This is a genomic window from Psychrobacter sp. T6-6, from assembly GCF_052258185.1.
Lineage (GTDB): Bacteria > Pseudomonadota > Gammaproteobacteria > Pseudomonadales > Moraxellaceae > Psychrobacter.
The window spans coordinates 593,845-612,332 of sequence record NZ_JBQQEX010000002.1; the positions used below are offsets into that span (position 1 = coordinate 593,845).

At 43.5% G+C, this 18,488-nt stretch carries 14 protein-coding genes; 10 read left to right on the forward strand and 4 right to left on the reverse strand.

The genetic code is table 11. The features are described from left to right. Positions 1-103: 103 nt before the first annotated feature. The 10 genes from ACTXGL_RS05700 to tsf all read left to right on the forward strand — a co-directional run bounded on the left by ACTXGL_RS05700 (position 104) and on the right by tsf (position 13,711). Positions 104-3,694, forward strand: a complete 3,591-nt coding sequence (locus ACTXGL_RS05700; RefSeq protein ID WP_443525462.1) for an ATP-binding protein — start codon at positions 104-106, stop codon at positions 3,692-3,694. Positions 3,695-3,964: 270 nt separating this feature from the next. Further along, entirely contained in the window at positions 3,965-4,777 is an 813-nt protein-coding gene (locus tag ACTXGL_RS05705; protein ID WP_443525463.1) for a crotonase/enoyl-CoA hydratase family protein, read from the forward strand. Positions 4,778-5,146: 369 nt separating this feature from the next. Further along, entirely contained in the window at positions 5,147-6,406 is a 1,260-nt protein-coding gene (locus tag ACTXGL_RS05710) for a multidrug effflux MFS transporter (RefSeq protein WP_443525465.1), read from the forward strand. A gap of 364 nt (positions 6,407-6,770) precedes the next feature. After that, a complete protein-coding gene (locus ACTXGL_RS05715; RefSeq protein ID WP_443525467.1) occupies positions 6,771-7,640 on the forward strand; it encodes a substrate-binding periplasmic protein in 870 nt (289 codons plus the stop codon). Positions 7,641-7,652: 12 nt separating this feature from the next. Then, positions 7,653-9,860, forward strand: coding sequence for an ATP-binding protein (locus tag ACTXGL_RS05720; RefSeq protein ID WP_443525469.1), 2,208 nt, complete (start codon positions 7,653-7,655; stop codon positions 9,858-9,860). Positions 9,861-9,921: 61 nt separating this feature from the next. Next, positions 9,922-10,284, forward strand: coding sequence for a response regulator (locus ACTXGL_RS05725; protein WP_087814005.1), 363 nt, complete (start codon positions 9,922-9,924; stop codon positions 10,282-10,284). Between the two features lie 30 nt (positions 10,285-10,314). Beyond that, complete coding sequence (locus ACTXGL_RS05730; RefSeq protein ID WP_443525472.1) at positions 10,315-10,764, forward strand: chemotaxis protein CheX; 450 nt, start codon at positions 10,315-10,317, stop codon at positions 10,762-10,764. Between the two features lie 41 nt (positions 10,765-10,805). Further along, positions 10,806-11,255, forward strand: coding sequence for a chemotaxis protein CheX (locus ACTXGL_RS05735; protein ID WP_319051887.1), 450 nt, complete (start codon positions 10,806-10,808; stop codon positions 11,253-11,255). Positions 11,256-11,665: 410 nt separating this feature from the next. Further along, the gene (gene rpsB / locus ACTXGL_RS05740; protein WP_201607367.1) at positions 11,666-12,454 is read left to right on the forward strand and encodes a 30S ribosomal protein S2; all 789 of its coding nucleotides are present in this window, start codon (positions 11,666-11,668) and stop codon (positions 12,452-12,454) included. 375 nt (positions 12,455-12,829) lie between these two features. Beyond that, a complete protein-coding gene (gene tsf, locus ACTXGL_RS05745) occupies positions 12,830-13,711 on the forward strand; it encodes a translation elongation factor Ts (RefSeq protein ID WP_201607368.1) in 882 nt (293 codons plus the stop codon). 210 nt (positions 13,712-13,921) lie between these two features. On the opposite strand, the gene ACTXGL_RS05750 is transcribed toward tsf, so the two are convergent. From ACTXGL_RS05750 to hflX, 4 genes are all read right to left on the reverse strand, one after another. After that, the gene (locus tag ACTXGL_RS05750) at positions 13,922-14,734 is read right to left on the reverse strand and encodes a lytic transglycosylase domain-containing protein (protein ID WP_443525475.1); all 813 of its coding nucleotides are present in this window, start codon (positions 14,732-14,734) and stop codon (positions 13,922-13,924) included. Between the two features lie 582 nt (positions 14,735-15,316). Further along, positions 15,317-16,006: an LrgB family protein gene (locus ACTXGL_RS05755; protein ID WP_443525476.1), complete on the reverse strand. Its 690-nt coding sequence runs from the start codon at positions 16,004-16,006 to the stop codon at positions 15,317-15,319. Positions 16,007-16,022: 16 nt separating this feature from the next. Further along, positions 16,023-16,457, reverse strand: coding sequence for a CidA/LrgA family protein (locus tag ACTXGL_RS05760; protein WP_443525478.1), 435 nt, complete (start codon positions 16,455-16,457; stop codon positions 16,023-16,025). Positions 16,458-16,786: 329 nt separating this feature from the next. Then, positions 16,787-18,214 (reverse strand): ribosome rescue GTPase HflX, encoded by a 1,428-nt coding sequence (hflX, locus tag ACTXGL_RS05765; protein WP_443525480.1) that lies wholly within the window; start codon positions 18,212-18,214, stop codon positions 16,787-16,789. Between the last annotated feature and the right edge of the window lie 274 nt (positions 18,215-18,488).

Here is an 18,488-nt window from a genome sequence, read left to right on the forward strand (position 1 = left end):
TATTGTGTGAAGAAATAGGCTAGCATAGTTAATCGCTTGTGCAGCGCATGTTAGAAGCAGCATCAAAATTCACTGCAAAAATTCGGTAGAGAGTAGGGCGAGCATGGCATATAGAAAACGTTTCGATACCAGTAGTGCTTATGGTCAGTTGGTCATACTGGTGTTTTTGCCCATTTGCGTGTTGGCAGCGGTGGGTGGTATTTTGGTGTTTCACGAAACCATGCGTGCTAGTGACTCAGAGCAAGAAGTGTTGGCTGAAGCGGTACTTATTCGCTATACACCAGTTATCGCTGAGCTAATCCCTGATCTGTTAGCGCAAGAGCGTCAGCAAATATGGAAAGGCACCGCTGGCGCATCGGAAACTGCAATGACCACGCTTGAAAGCATACAAGATAAACTTGGGCGTATGCAGTCTGAGCAGCATGTACAGCGTATCGCTATCATCAATGAAGGCAATCAGGTCTTGGCAACCGTTGGCTATGGTCTGAATGAAGAGTGGCCTTTAATCACTGATTCGGCAAGTTTCTTGTCACAAAAACCAACGCCGGTAGGAACAGCATATGGCAGTGTTTTGGGTGAGTTTGAAGGGCAGACCTTGTGGCTACTGGTCGATATGGACAATGAGCCTCTTTATATTGCCCGTTATCGTATTGCGATGGCACTGGTGATTACAGGTCTATTCACTATCTTAATTCTATTGCTCAGCTTAAATATCTACTCAAAACGTTGGATTGCGCCAATCTACGAGCTGCGCTTGCAGTTACAACGTACCCATGTCGACAATCTATACCAGCCTGTACCAGTCGAGTCAGATGGTGAGCTCAATTTATTACAGCAAGACTTGGTTAGGACGCTACGCCGACTGCATAGGAGTTTCCAAGAGCTAAAAGACCACGCCGAGCAGACCGAAGATGACCTGCGTTTGGCTTTTGATGAGATGGAGATGCAGAATATCTCTATCCGAAACGCGCGTGATGCAGCAATCTCAACCAGCCAAGCCAAGTCTGCATTTCTAGCCAATATCAGTCATGAACTGCGTACCCCGCTAAACAGTATTGATGGTTTTATCAACTTGCTGGCGCGTCACGGTGAGCTAAACCCTGAGCAGGATTTGTATGTACAGACCATACGTAAGTCTTCGGCGCACCTGCTCGCTCTAGTAAATGACGTTTTAGATTTTTCTAAAATTGAGGCTGGCAAGTTAGTGCTGGATCGCCATGAATTTGATCTTTATGACACGATATACGATGTGGTCGATATGCTCTCTCCTGTCTCTGCGGAGAAGGGTTTGCGTATGGCAGTACTGTTCTACAATGATGTGCCGATGCGTATCAATGGCGATGCACTACGTCTTAAGCAAGTACTGACCAATATCGTCGGTAATGCCATCAAGTTCACGGATAGTGGCGATGTGGTGGTGCGAGTGAGCTTGGATGACCATCGCGATAACTATCTGATGATTAGTGTGCAGGACAGTGGTAAAGGCATCTCTCTTGCTGATCAAAAAATGCTGTTTCAAAGCTTCAGCCAAGGCGATCCATCCATCACGCGTCAATATGGCGGTACAGGATTGGGACTGGTCATCTCCAAACAGCTGACGCGTCTGATGGGCGGTGACATTGGGTTTCATGACAATGCTCAAGAAAATATTGCCAATCAAGGCGCGACGTTCTGGTTCCGTATGCCAGCTCATGTCGATGTATTAGAAGCAGCAACTGGTCAGACCATTGAGCTACCAGTCTTGGCGCCGCTTGCGAGCGAAACCGATGAGTTTAACGTGTTGGTCTGGATCAATCATACCGCCTCAATACAAGTGCTCAAAGCAAGCTTGCAATACTTACCGATTAAGCTAACCCAAGCCAACTCACTACCAGGGGTACTTGAGTCACTAAAAGAATATGGGAATTTTTGGGATTGGGTCATTGTTGATGATGATACGCAAGACGACATGATGGCGCTGCTCAAACAAATACGTCTGCACTATCAAGGTAAGCTAGCTGTATTTGGCTATCAAGTCGCTGCTGACCAAGCGCTGCTGAACCGTTATCACGCTAATATCTTGTATGAGCCGTTAGACAAAAGACAGCTCTATGCGATGCTTGATACGCAAAACCGCAGCGTACCAAGTAGCTTGCAAGCGCCGCGCTGGAAAGGGGTCACGGTGCTAGCAGTTGATGATCATTTGCCAAACTTATTGGTGTTAGATGCACTATTGAGTGAGCTTGGTATTCAAGTCATCACAGCGAGTAGTGGGTTTGATGCTATAGAGATTATCAGTAAGCAACAAACCAAAAATGTCAAAACTGCCAAAAATGATAAGCATAGTCTATCAAATAAGACCCAGCTCTCTAAAGCAGAAGCGCGTGATGAAGTAAACAAGAAATCAAGCACTGCGCTTTATACTGAAGATGCAGGAGTTGAAGATAAAGCCGCTGCCCAAGACAAAAGTCATATCGATTTGATATTTATGGATATTCAAATGCCGCGTATGTCAGGTCACGAAGCGGCCAAGCAAATTCGTAATATTGAAACTGCTGATAGCCGTATTCCTATTATCGCGCTAACAGCGCACGGCTTAGCTGATGAGCGTGACAAGTTGATTGCCAGTGGTATCAACGACTACGTTGGTAAGCCCATTAGCCAACCGCAGTTGCTACAAGTGCTACAAAAATGGCTGGGACGTACAAGCAATTCGCCACAACTCACCGCATTGTCTCATACAGACTTACAAGCATCTGGTTTACCACTCACTGACCTACCAAGCTCTGATCTACAAAGTTTTGATCCACACGATAACGATCTACAAAGCTTTGACCCACAAAGTGCCGACCTGACGCATGTAGATCTTAAAGAACACGCAACGCAGTTTTCAGGTTCAAAGACAGCGCCTTATCCTATAGCCAAAGACAGTGACAGGGTTAGAGGTACGCTTGATACGATAAATCAGGCAAAAGATCAGGCAAAAGATCAGGCAAAAGTTACTCGGCCATTATCATTGAAAAAAATTCGGGATGATTACTTACGTGACAGCCAGCCTCGAGAGGATTATAGACGAGAGACGACGCGTGAGAATCAGCCACGCTACGGAGGGGTACGCCTACATAATCAAGGACGCGCGCCGTTATTAGACTCACAAGCGGCACCTGTAGCGTATGCTTCTGAAAATATGGGTGCGAGTATAGATGAGAGAGTTTATGAGCAAGCAGATCATAATCTGCATCAAAACTTACACCAGACCCTAAATCAAGACTTAAATCAACACAACGTAAGTACGTCCGAAGATACGTCTGAGATTTTAGACTGGCAAGACGCACTGACGCGATCAGCAAATAAACCTGATCTAGCAGCGAAGCTCATCATCATGATGATTGATACGATCAATGAGGAAAAGCAAGCATTGACTCAAGCATGGGAAGCACGTGACCGTAGCCTATTGGCACAAATCGCGCACCGTATACTGGGTGGTAGTCGTTACACAGGTGTACCGCAGTTGCGTCAGGCCAGTCAGGACCTAGAGGACAAGTGCTTATTAAATGTGCAGCATACAACGCCAGTACAGTTTGCGATGATTGAGCCGTATTACGAGGCACTACTTACAGCGCTGAATAATTTACAGAGTCTTGATTTGTCTGCTTATCCGCAGCTCAACTATCATCGATTGAGCGAAAACGATATGACATGGAAAATGATATAAAGCGATCCATCATCCCGTTATTTGACTATTTACGATTTGACCAGCTATAGCTTGACTATTTATGGTTTAACACTAAAGCCACTGGCTTTTGTAGAGCTACTTATTGCTAGTAGCCAAATGACTTGTGCATCTCTTCAATTGGTGCATCTCTTCAAACAGACATCTCATATCGTACCGTGGCAGTCAGTTATTGCTACGGTAGAGTAGGGGTAAGCCTGCTAATATTATAACCACTACTATATTTATATTATTTCATTGATAAGGACTGTTATGAACGCGATTGCAAGTTACCAATACGAGACGTTACAGGTGAGTATTGTAGACAATATACTAACGGTCACCTTGAATCGTCCACACAAAAAAAATGCCATGAGCTTTCAAGTGATTGATGAGTTGATTACTTTGGCAGATCGAATCAGCAAAGACAAAACAATACGCGCCGTTATTTTGAAAGGTGCAGAAGGTACATTCTGTGCAGGTATTGATTTGGGTGATCTAAATCATCCAAAAAATAAAGCCTTTGCTATTTGGGAGTTGATCAAGCCTTGGCAAAGCTCGTTCCAACGAGTTTGTCTGGTATGGCGGGATTTGCCAGTACCTGTCATTGCGGTATTAGAAGGCTACTGTATTGGTGCTGGGCTACAGTTGGCCCTGGCTTGTGACGTACGCATCAGCCATCCTGATTGTCAGTTATCTATCATGGAAGCCAAATGGGGCTTGGTACCGGATATGGGTCTGACGCAATCGGCGTTTGGTGTGGTGCGAGAAGACGTGTTAAAAGAGCTGGCTATGAGTGCGCGCATCGTTAATGCCAACGAAGGTAAAGATTTGGGGCTCATTAGCCATTGTAGCGATACTCCGCTGGAGCAAGCACAAGAGCTAGCGGCTGAGTTTGCTGAACGTTCCCCTGATGCGGTGTTAGCAAGCAAGCGAGTCATCAATGCGATGTACGAGCAACCTACGGCAACCTTATACAAAGAAAAAGTGTGGCAGTTTAAGATGATGATCGGACGTAATCGTAAGCTTGCACTTAGAAAAGCAAAACAAGCCAGTACCGTATTTGGTAAACGCCAGTTCCGCTAATATGCTTTTACTTTAATGAGAGATAAATGAGATAGGTTAAATAGTTTCTTCCAAGCTATCTAACCTAAATATTTCTAATCTCAATATTTTTATACCCGTACTTTTTAAACAGTATTTTTAGCCCTGTTTAGGCAAAAGATATACCAGACATATTTTGACAAAAAATTTGATTGTTTTTTAGTTGTTAAGGGATGTTTCACTAGCAGTTCACAGCTATTGAAATACAGGCAGATAGCACGATATAACACTGTCCGCTTGCACAGATGCAGGTAAAGATGCACTATTGTTGTTAAAAGTGCCTCTCTACTCTACGCCTATAATAAGCACCTAAACACCAAAGCAATCATCACTATATAAAACGGTCCAAATATGTCTGTCTCAAAACCCTCCCTCCCCAATAAGCCTATCGCTTCTGAACGCGTACGCTCTGCTGATCTGCCTGTCGCCTGGATTATGATGCTTGGGTTGATGGTTGCGGTAGGGCCCTTGTCTATAGACATGTACCTACCTGCATTGCCCTCGATGGCAGATGATTTTGGCGTATCTACGGCATTTATGGCCAACTCTGTGCCAGCGTATTTTTTAGGTCTGGTATTTGGGCAGCTATTCTATGGGCCTTTTAGCGATCGTGTTGGTCGCGTCAAACCATTATATATAGGTATGACGCTGTATGTGATTGCCTCTATCTTGTGTGCAACCACCAATAACGAATACGTGCTGTTTGCAGGTCGTACTTTGCAAGCTTTAGGCGCTTGTGTAGGGGCAGTGGTGACGCGTGCTGCTATTCGTGATCGTCTCACAGCCAAACAGACTGCAAAAGCCTTTTCAATCATGATATTGGTCATGGGCTTAGCACCTATATTGGCGCCATCACTAGGAGCATTATTCCTACAGTTCTTTGATTGGCATTCTATATTTTGGTTCTTAGCTGCTTTTGGTGCGCTAAATTTATTGCTTACCAAGTTTTTCTTCTTTGAAACCTTGACCGAAGAAAACCGTAATGTACGCCCTGCAAAAGAAGTGCTAAGTCAGTATTGGGATCTACTAAAAGACCCAACCTTTAACTATCCAGCCATTGGCGGCGGGTTATTAATGGGTGCGATGTTTGTTTATATCAGCTCAGCGTCTGAGTTGATCATGGATACGTATGGCGTATCAGCGACGCATTTTGGCTGGTTGTTTGGAATGAATGCAGCAGGTTTTGTGGGATTAACTCAGCTAAATCAATGGCTCACCAACCGATTTCGCATCTTAAGTATCTTGCGGTTTGGCGCGATGATGCAGGTTATCTCTGCAGGCGTGTTGTTTGTGATAGGTCTGTTTTTGGGGACAGATGCTTGGCTACCCTTAGTGCTAGCATGTATTTTCTTTTGTATTGCAGGTTTGGGTTTGACGCAGCCTAATGCTTCGGCAATTGCATTGGCATTTCAAAAGCGCCGTGCTGGTATGGCAAGTGCGTTACAAGGCTCGCTTATGTTTTCAGTAGGTATTTTTGGTGGGCTATTACTCAATCTATTTCCCGTCAATCCTGTACTCAAGATCGGTATTGCGATGTTTTCTCTTATGAGTATTGGCTCGTTCTTGATTTGGCAAATAGACCGTAATCTCAACCTTGACGATGCAGAATAGATAAAAACCGACAAAATAATTCAGCTATATTTCAAAAAGCCCTTATACGTTAAGCGTATAAGGGCTCTTTTATGCCTCGTGTTTTGTATATGCACAGCCTCACTATGAGAATCTATTTTCAAAAGTGTCATCTTACAATTCATATAGACAATTTTCGAAAACGCCTACCTTTAAAAAATCAAATATATCAGTAACCTATAACTAATTATACATAATCACCAAACATTATTATTGCAATTGTAATTTTAGGTAAGTATTATCTGAACGTAACTTTCTGTAAGTAAGTATTATAGGGATATTGCCTAACCTTTCTGAAGTGTCATTCAATAAAATGCACAACAACGCTAAGCTCTAAGGGTAGATTATGATGCAGTTATACCGAGTGTTACCAGTGATACTGAGTGTTGGCCTATTTGGCTGCGGTGAGTCTTCCACACAAGAAAACACCAGTACGACAGTAACAGAGAACAAGGACAGTTTCGTGAGTGAGCTGCCTGATACCGCACCAACTTTAAAAGTGGCTACAACCGGAACGATGCCTCCATTTTCGTTCCAAGACGATTACGGCAATATGCAGGGCATTGATATCGATTCAATCCGTGCTATTGGAGAAGAGCAGGGCTTTAAGGTCGAGTTTTACAAAGAAACTTGGCAAAACATGTTTGACAGTGTGGCCTCAGGTGGCCGTGATATCGCGATATCAGGTATCTCGTACAAAGACGATCGTGCGGTAAAGTACGGTTTATCTACCCCTTACTTCTTTAACCCATCCTCTATCATGTATGCCAAAAGCAATGTCACCATCAATGACATACAGGACTTGCAGGGTATGCACGTCGCTGCTATGGAAGGCTCAAAGCAAGAAGATCAGCTGAATGCTATGGGCAAATATAGCGATATGACCACACGAACTACCGCTTATTTATTGTATGAAGATTTGATGCAAGGCAAAGTAGATGTCATCTTGCATGACTTGCCAATTCTACAGTTCACTGCAAAAAACCATCCTGAGTACGATGTGACTATCGTTCCTTATGAAGGGCAAGACAATCCTTCAGCACAGCAGGTTATTTTGATGGCCAAAGGCAACAATGAGCTGATCAACAATGTGAATGAAGGTATTGCTAAGCTCAAGCAAAAAGGGACGTTTAAAGAGATTGAGACGCGCTGGTTGGGTGGTACTGAACCTGCAGATAATAGCGCTTCTGACACTACTACCACGCAATTGAACTAAGGAATTCTGCAGATGGCAACCACACCAAATGTTGACAACAAGCGCTATCAAGGTCTAATCATTTCAATTGCACTATTCTTATCTCTGATTGGTGCTTTGCTAGCGTTTACGTTTTATACCTCGAGTCTACTAGAAAGAAACACGGCTTTAATTGACCAAACCAACCAAGTTGCCAATAGTGCACAGGCCGTAATTAAAGATCTTTTTGACTTAGACAGTAGTTATGGTGAGGATACTAAGTCCCCACACATACAACGAGTATTGAGTCGTCTAGAAGAAAACACGGCACTAATTACCAGCTCTATTGCTGCAATCCAGCAGGGCGGTACAATTACAGATAAGCAAGGCAATAGTTACGATCTGCCAAACATTGATAGCAATGCACAAGCAAACATTGCCGCTGCCAATGAGCAATGGACAACACTAGAGCCTAAAATCCAAGCCTATTTAAAAGATGCTGATAATGTGATGGTGCCTTCTGCTGATGAATTGACTCAGGCAGTTGAACAGGCAAAAACATCAAGTTTGTTTATTAACGAATCTTTAGACAGTTTGACAAGAGACGTATTTGATAGCGCAGAGCGTCAAGCGACGACCATTCGTCTTATCCAGATACTGGGTGTTGCCGCGATCTTTACCTACTTCCTAATCTTCGTATTCTTCTTTGTACGCCGTTTGCGTGAGACAGATGCTGAAGCCTTTGCTGCTCGTCGCGAAACGCAAGAGATTATGGAGACAGTAAATACCGGTCTATTCCTGCTTGATAAAGACCTAAATATTGGACAGCAGCATTCGCGCGCGCTTAACAATATTATCGGTTCTGATAGATTGGCTGGAGAGAACTTTACCAATGTATTGCGTGGTCGTATTTCTGATAAAGACCTAAATACCACACAGCAATTTATTGAACAGCTATACAACCCTCGAGTTAAAGAAAAACTGGTTGATTCACTCAATCCGCTGCATAAAGTCATGCTACACAACGTGTCGGATAACAAAAATCTTGATAACCGCTTCTTAGATTTTAAATTCTCACGTGTATATGATAATAAAGATATCGCGCGTATCTTGGTCAACGTAAATGATGTATCAGATGCCGTCTATCTAGAACAGCGTCTAGAAAAAGAGCGTTCACAAAACGATATGCAGATTGAGATGTTGACGACTATCTTGAATGTAAACCCAAAGATCATCAACGAATTCATTGGCAATACCCAAGCGCATATCGAGAAGATGAACAACATCTTAAAAAATCCAGGCAGCTCGCAGTACGAACTTGAGAACAAGCTAAAAGCGATTTATCGCGAGATGCACAGCTTAAAAGGTGAAGCCTCGGCACTGAAGCTGCACAGCTTTACCAAAATTGCCTCGGATGCTGAAGATAAGTTACATGCGCTGCAGAACCAAAGCCAGTTGTCTGGTAACGACTTCTTGCCACTAGCGGTACATTTGGATGATCTGCTCAGCCTATCAAACACTATCGCGACATTAGGCGAGCGTATCAATCGTTCAGCACCGCCAAAAGCAGCCACCACGCCGTTGACATCAGATGATGCTATGGCAACAAATAGCGTACCAGTCACTGCAACCCGTCAGCCTGTGAGCCAGTCAATCGGTAATATCAGCACTGGTGGCGGTTTAGACATTGATTTGGACAGTAATACAGAAGAAGATCGTTTGTCTTTTTATAGTGAGTTTGCAAAAGAGATCGCTGCAAGACAAGGTAAGCAAGTACAGTTAAAGAGTAATACACTGGCGCAAACTGACATCCCAGCACATCTTGCAAAACCAGTCAAAGAGATCAGTATTCAATTGCTACGTAACGCAGTCGTGCACGGTATCGAAACACCAAGCACTCGCCAAGCAGCGGGCAAGACTGACGTTGGTACGATTGATCTAGAAGTACAAGATAACGGTTCAGACTTTGTGCTGATTGTACAAGATGATGGTCAAGGTATCGACTATGACAGCATCCGAAATAAGCTGAGTGCAGAAGGTCGTTTTAGTGCGGAAGAAGCGAGCCAGCTCAGTCAAGGCGATTTGCTCAAGCAGTTATTTTCCTCTGGGTTCTCAACCAAAGAGCATGCAGATGAAGATGGTGGTCGTGGCGTTGGACTTGATATTATCAAAGCGCAAGTCAAAGAGTATGATGGCAAGCTTAATGTAAACAGTGAACTGGGTCAGATGACACGGTTTGTCATTACGTTACCTAAAGCTTAACTACAACAGTAAATATATTGTCAGGGACGACAAGCACTTCATTAAAGGTAATAGATAAGTTATGCATAAATTAATGATTGTTGATGATTCAAATATTATTAGAAACCGCATTCAGCGCGCGTATGATTCGGGTCAGTTCATGCTAGTTGCGACAGCAACCAGCGGGGTTCAGGCTATCGAAAAATTCAATATCCATCGTCCTGATGTTATTACGATGGATCTGACCATGCCACAAATGGATGGACTAGAATGTATCGAAAAAATCATTGCGATTGATCCTGAAGTACGTATTTTAGTGGTGTCAGCATTGTCCGATAAAGCCACTGGTATTGAGGCACTATCATTGGGTGCCAGCGGATTTTTGTGCAAGCCCTTCTCAGAAGAGGAGCTTGTCGAGTCTTTGTATGAGCTGATGCAAGACTAACACCATTCATCGACTACAGCAGATATCATTATGAAAGAACAAAAGTTACAGATTTTTTTAAGCATTATTAGTAATTACTTTGATCAGTTTAGCGGAGAAGAGCTCGTTGCTGATACGCCTTATTTGTTAGAAAACAAACAGCCAAAAGTTCATGATTATACGGGTGTTATCGGTATTTCAGGTGGACAAAAAGGCGTGGTGTACTTTTCGGCAACTCATCAATTACTATCTTCGATCTTAGATAGCATGGGTGAAACCGATAAGAGTGATGAGAACTACATCGATTTGGCGGGTGAAGTTGCCAACACGATCGCGGGAAATGCACGCAAAGAGTTTGGTTCAGAGTTTCATATCTCTGTACCATTTGTGTTCAAAGGTGCGCCCCAAAGTATTGTGTTGCCGAACGATGAGCGTTCTTTTATCATTCCCATCACTTGGCACTCGCAAGTTGGCGAGATTGTGGTTTGTCTGCAGGATTAATGGTACTGCTGCCACGTAATACAGATGGATATTAATATATTATGTTTAAAGTAGAAAAACTGGGTGTGTTTCTAAGCTCGATCAATGCGTTTTTTTCGCAGATTGATGGCTCAGAAGTGGCTATTGATACCCCTTATTTGAATAGTAACAAGACCGCGATTGGTTTTGACTATAGCGGCGTGATTAAGATATCAGGTCCTTTAGAAGGCTGCGTCTATGTCAGTGCGCCAAGCGTGATGCTGCGCGAAGTCATTAGAGTGATGGGTGAGCCTGACTCGTCAATCACCATGATGAAAGATTTGTTGGGCGAAATGGCCAATACTATCTCTGGTAACGCGCGTACAGAGTTCGGCTCAGAGTTTATTATCTCTCCGCCGCATATCGTTGAGAGTGCGCCTAGCGTCTCTTACTTGCCAAAAGACCGCCAAAGCTATATCACCCCATTCACTTGGCGTGGTCATAAAGCAGTGATTGGGATCTGTATTGCGTAATATATGCATAAAGTAGCGTCTATACAGTTGAATGAATAATAAAAAAGCGATACCAAGGTGTCGCTTTTTTTTATTTTGTTAGCGCTCTATTTTGTTTTTATCTTATTGATATGCTACTGATAAACAGCTGGAGATTCAAAGGCGTTATGTGATAAAATACAGCGCAGCTATTTTTATAATTCGCTTTATAGTTTGGATTTGAGTGTTTCTTGAATCTAATGATAGCTTCTTTTTTAAACCAACCAATGACACACACATCATGGCAAAAAATTGCTGGGTGTTTGGCGACTTGATTAATTTGTGAACCGTTAGTGCTTTACTAATGAAAACTAACCGGTAGCAGATGCGTGTCGCTAAATAGGCTGTTTTTGTGATGTGGAGGCATAACCCAACCAATAGGATATATTCTCATGGCTACAAAGAACCCAACCAAAATCGAAATGCGCGACTTACTACAAGCCGGTGCTCACTTTGGTCACCAAACACGTTTTTGGAACCCAAAAATGGGACCATACATCTTTGGTGCACGTAACAAGATCCATATCATCAACCTAGAGCACACCGTAAAAGCATTCAACGAAGCGTTGACTTACGTAAACGGCCTAGCTGCTAAGAAAAACAAAGTATTGTTTGTTGGTACTAAGCGCGCTGCAAGTGGTATCGTACGTGAGCAAGCTGCTCGCGCTGGCATGCCATACGTTGACCATCGCTGGTTAGGTGGTATGTTGACTAACTGGAAAACTCTACGCCAGTCAATCAACCGTCTAAAAGAGCTAGAAAAGCAAGCAGAAGACGGTACTTTCGCTAAGCTAACTAAGCGTGAAGCGTTAGAGCGTACTCGCGATATGGAAAAACTTGAGCGTTCACTAGGCGGTATCAAAGACATGGGCGGCCTACCTGACGCTATCTTTGTAGTAGACGTAGATCACGAAGCGATCGCTATCAAAGAAGCCAAGAACTTGGGTATCCCAGTTATCGGTATCGTTGATACTAACTCTAGCCCAGACAACGTTGATTACATCATCCCAGCTAACGATGATGCTATCCGTGCTGTGACTTTGTATGTAACTTCTATGGCTGATGCTATCATCGCTGGTAAAGAATACGCACAAACTCAAGCTGGCGGCAAAGCTGAGCAAGCACCTGCTGCTACTGAAGAAGCACCAGCTGCAGAAGAAGCTGCTACTCCAGCAGAGTAAGTAACTGAATCAAAAAGTTTAACGTTGTAAGTATACCTTGATAACGCGTTTATCAGTATTCACACAATAGGTTAAACAGCGTACAAGCTCATAATAGGCATGATGTAGTTTTACTCGTCATGCCTTGTTATTGAATAAAGCATTATTAATAACACCATGTGTATAAGCGAGTCGCTATCGGGCGAGTATTATCGTTCCTACTGGTCATATCGCTGTACTGTAGAGATGTTATCTGTTTGACATCAACTACGGTTATATTAGTAATCGTTCAAAACGAGCTGTCTGCTAGATTTTAAGTAATACCAAGATATCGAATAGAAATACAGCACTTAGAAATACAGTGCTCCTATAAATAACTATACTAAGGTGACTCTTATGACAGAAGTAAAAGTATCTGCCAAAATGGTAAAAGAATTGCGTGACCGTACTGGTCTTGGCATGATGGAATGTAAAAAAGCGTTAGAAGAATCAAACGGTGATGTTGAAGTTGCCATTGATAACCTACGTAAATCTGGTCAAGCAAAAGCAGCTAAAAAAGCGGGTAACATCGCAGCTGACGGCGCTATCATCATCGCTCAAGGCGAAGGCAAAGCATTCCTATTAGAAGTTAACTGCCAAACTGACTTCGTTGCAAAAGATGACAGCTTCACTGCATTTGCAGAAAAAGTAGCTAACCTTGCACTAGAAAACAACGTCACTGACGTTGCTGCTATCTCTGCATTGCCTTATGGCGATGGTCAAACTGTAGAAGAAGCACGTGTATCACTAGTACAAAAAATTGGTGAAAACATCCAAATCCGCCGCGTTGAAACGCTTGAAGGCGCAAACATTGCATCGTACCGTCATGGTCTACGCATCGGTGTTGTTGTCTCTTATGAAGGCGGTGATGCTGATACTGGTAAGAACCTTGCAATGCATATTGCAGCGTTTAACCCTGTTGCTGTAGATGACGAAGATGTTGCGGCTGACGTACTAGCACGCGAAAAAGACATCATCGAAGCAAAAGCAAAAGAGTCTGGCAAGCCTGACAACATCATTGAAAAAATGATCGAAGGTGGCCTACGTAAGTACCTAGACGAAGTTACTTTACTGCGTCAGCCATACGTTATGGACAATGAGAAAAAAGTTGGTGACGTACTAAAAGCTGAAGGCGTAAAAGTACTTGGTTTCAAACGTCTAGAAGTTGGCGAAGGCATCGAGAAGAAGCAAGAAGACTTCGCTGCTGAAGTTGCTGCAACTCAGGCTGCTAACAAGTAAGCACGACGTATATTGGACAAGGCTGCGGGTGCTCAATGAGCACCCGCAGCTTGGCTCTACTTTTTGCTTTAATCTAGAGTAGAGCATCCAAGCACAAAAAAGCCCGTTAGTCTTTTAACGGGCTTTTTTGTGTCTTAATATTTAGTTGGTGTCTAGTTAGTGAGTTCTTAGTTAGAGAGTCTTTAGACCTAATAGCATGTAAACTTAAATTTAGCGCAAAGCATCATAAGCTGAGTTAGCGTAGCTAGCACTATTCACATTACTACTGGTACCATAACTGACGTTTTGTAGACCGTTACCTGCAATGGTACTGCCTGTCTGATTGCTAGCGTTGATGCTTGCACCAGATAGACCTGCATCATTTTTATACAGGCTATGATAGCGGCTCATGACCTTTTGAACATAGTTACGCGTTTCTTTAAATGGAGGAATACCGCCGTATTTATCAACATTGCCTTCGCCAGCGTTGTAACCTGCTATGGCATACTCGACGTTGTTGTTGAAGCGGCGCATGAGCCAAGCGATATATTTGGCAGAGCCTTCGATATTATCGGCAGGGTTCCAAGGATTACTTACTTTGAATCGACGGGCTGTGGCAGGCATCAACTGCATGAGGCCTTGAGCACCTACTGGCGAGCGGGCATTAGGATTAAAAGCAGATTCGGTATGCATCATCGCTTTCATCAAGCCTGGATCTACGCCATGACGTTCAGCAGAGGCGCGAATGTAGCTGTCATAAGCATTGCGGCTGCCGCTATTGCTAGCAGCGCTGCTGCCATAACTGTTGCTGCTACTGCCACTATCATACGTTTTAGAATCTTTATAATAAGTGACTTTTACTTTTTTCGTAAATTTATCAAAATTTCCACTAGGGTTTACGTTGGTCAGTAATACTTGCCCACCTTTGTCTTTATAGATATACATATTGCCAGCATTGGCAGCAACAGAAAAACTAGACAGAGCAATTGCACTTAATAAAATAGGAGACAAACAGCGAGTAATCAAAGTAGCAGTATTTATCATAGTGTTATCACTTTTCATCGAATAATGGCAAATTGTTTTGACTATAGACGCGTTGTTTTGTGCGTTTAAGCGGTTATCAGTAATGCCGGATTTTGTAGCTCATCATGAACACAGCTACTCTGCGGATGCCACGTCTAATAAGAACCACTTGCAATAGATACAAAAAATAATAGTTGCTTACTATAACATATAATAACTTTTTGCCGTATTAGATTGGCAAAATAAGTTGTAAAATCAAGTTTTTACCATCGTGCAATGTAAGGTGCGTACCATGCTATAGGTTCAGAGACTTTCGAGCGAAACCCTCATATCATGCGACCTCTAATTGCTTGCAGTCTATTTCAAAGTGAATGCAGCATCTTAACGCTCTAAAGTTTAATCATGATGACAATGTTTAAAAATAACGCTCAGAAATAGTATTTAGTTCAGGTAGTGTCAAAAATTAAAAACAGTGCTTAGAACAGAGGTTGCCACACATACCAAGATCAAAATCGTGTTCAGCAACGGTAAAAAACGACAACATAGCTATCGACCAGTTATTATAGCCTGTTACTAAAGCCAGCAGTTAGAAAGGTCTAAGTGTTAAGCAATAAGGGCACTGATAAATACAGGTACCCAGACAGCAGTAACCAGACCATTGACAGCCAGTCCAAAGGCAGCATAACGTCCAGCCGTATGACTGATTTGCCATGCCTCTACGGTACCAAATGCATGAGCGGCCAGTCCGAGCGCCAGCCCTTTGGCACGATCATCATTAACGCCGCGAAATAAAAAGCGCGCGACCGTGCCGCCGATGAGACCTGAGACGATAATGATAAGGTTAGCCATCGCTAATGGCGCTTTAATTAAATCTGCGACACTGAGTCCAATAGGTGTGGTCACAGAGCGGGTAGCGAATGCCAGTATGGTGTCATGGCTGAGCGAAAACAGATAAGCCAGCGACATGGGCAGTAGGGCGCCAACGACGCTAGCAATTGCAACGATTATAGTCAGTTTTTTGACTGGTAAGCCTTTAAAGTTCATTGCTGCTAGTGGCACGGCCAATAGTACAGTGACATATCCCAAGAGATGATCGAATACGGGCTTGGCTGCGCTATAGTAGTTGTTGTAGTCCCATTGCAATACAAACAAGAAGACCAGTACGAGAACGAGTGCGGTAATGACCATCGGTAACCAAATCAATTTACGTGCCAAGACACGAGCAGTCACGTGTGCTACTAAAGTTAAGAGTACAGCCGCTAGGGTCGCCATCAATACGCTATCAAAAGTCATAATATCTCTCCGCAGCTCACTGCTGTCCCTTTTGCTCATTAGTGGTCACACTATCAGCATTGGCATCTTGATTTAACCAACGGTTGGCTAGTATCGCAAGTCCCCACAGTGGTATGAGTGTACTGATCAGCATCGTTATCATCACTCCCCATAGCTCATCTCCTAACGCAAATAACAACAAGCCTGCACCCGCCGAAACGGGCAAAAAAGCGAAACCACTATCGACTAGCAAGGTGTTACTTGCTCTAGTCATCCAGTTGGGTAATCCCTTGCTCAGGCGCCATACCATCAAGATAACAAACATCGCGACCAATCCCACGATGTTGGCGGCTTTTTCGATACCAGCCATTTGACAGAGAATGACAGCAGTTTCACGAACAGTGATAACCATGGTTAGCGTTAGAATTAACGCAAGCCACAGCGGTATATGTGAGGATTGAGTAGGCTTCATAAGTAGTGTGGCCAAGTCAGCTATAGATAGACTATATGCAAAAGCGAGTGAGTAATAGCATCAAGAATACTATAGAGAGGGTGATGTTGTGAACACCGTTAATTTTGAGATTATGGCTCTTGGCTAGTTGATGCTATCTATCAATATTTGTTGAATGTATAACAGGCGATTATATAGAGAGTGAGCCAACTAATAAAGCGTACAAGCAATAGCACTGTATATCCAAAAAAATGGACGATATCAATTGATACCGTCCATTTATGATTTAACTATATACTAAGTACTATCTGGCATCACCCAATAATCAATAGCCTTATCGGGATAAGGGGTTATTTTTCTGAATCTATCGCTTCAGAGCTCAGCGCATCAAACTCGTCAAACGCCTTTTCTTCGGCTTCTGTCATCGTCGGCTCTTCAATATTGTCTACCTTCTCGAATTCCTCGAGTACCGGCATCAATAGTGTGGCTTGGGCAAGTGGTAACACATCTATTGGTTTTAGGTTGGCTTGACCAAGTAGCTGTCGCAAACGATCACTTGGTAAGCGAATAGTAAGACACTCACGCCCCGTGTCGTCATAGCTTTCTTCTAAGATAACACCCAGCTCATACAAGGTATTTTTGAACTGTCCAGCATCGTAGGGCAAGGTCAAATCAAACGTAGTCAGTTTGCCAGTAAGCAATTGCTGTACCGCAAGTGTTAGTCCTTCCATACCGAGGTTCTCTCTAGAAGAGACATAGACGCGGTTTGGCTGTCCTTCACTCGCATAGCCGATATGTGCAGGCTCATCAGTCAGATCGATCTTGTTATAGACATTGAGCACAGGCACATCGTTGTCGATCTCTGCCAATACTTCCTTGACTGCTTGAATTTGCTCATGCATGTCTTCACTTGAGGAGTCAATGACGTGCAGCAATAAGTCCGCCTCTAGCGTCTCCTCTAACGTTGCATGGAAAGACTCAACCAGCTCATGCGGTAGATGACGGACGAAACCAACGGTATCGACCAGCACCACGCGCCCAACACCTTGCCAGTCCAAACGGCGCAGTGTTGGATCCAGTGTGGCAAACAGCTTATCAGCAGCGTAGATATTTTCGTCGACCAAGCGATTGAACAACGTCGATTTACCCGCATTGGTATAGCCGACAAGTGAGATAGTCGGTACATCAGATTTTTGTCGACGGGCACGGCCCTGCGCGCGAGTTTGACGAACTTTTTCTAGTTTGCTCTTGAGCTGATTGACGCGAGTCTGTAGTAGACGGCGATCGGTCTCAAGCTGGGTCTCACCAGGTCCACGCAGACCAATACCACCTTTTTGACGCTCCAAATGTGTCCAACCACGTACCAGACGGGTTGATAGGTGGTTGAGCTGCGCTAACTCTACTTGCAGCTTGCCTTCGTAGGTACGGGCACGCTGTGCAAAAATATCCAAAATCAAACCCGTACGATCCAACACGCGACACTTCACTAGCGCTTCGATATTACGCTCCTGTGAAGGCGACAAGCTGTGGTTAAACAGTACAATATCGGCATCGTGTTCGCGTACCATTTCTGCAATTTCTTCTGCTTTGCCGCTACCGACGAAGTACTTGGCATCAGGACGTGAGCGTGAGCCCGTAACCAGTGCCAAACGATCGGCACCTGCCGAATCAGCCAATAGCTCAAATTCGCCCAGATCGTCAGGATCTTGAATTTGGCGGATGTCTAAATGTACTAAAATGGCGCGCTCGCCACCTTCATGTCTTTCAAAATAATCCAAAGAGTATCACCTATTTAATAAAGTAAATGTCTCGCTATCATCAGCTTCGTAAGCCTTATCGTAGCGTTTATATGGTTCTTTATATGTGGTCGTATCACTTGATATTAAAGGGCATTAGCACAATTAGCGATAGTTTTATGTTACAGCGTTTGCTGTGGATAAATTGTTATAAATCTGCTTTATTGCCCATTTGTATAAAAGTAAACACATACTGAGTGAACAAGCTATCACTGAGCGTGCGAACTTTGCTATACTGGGCTCGTTTTTTGACCAT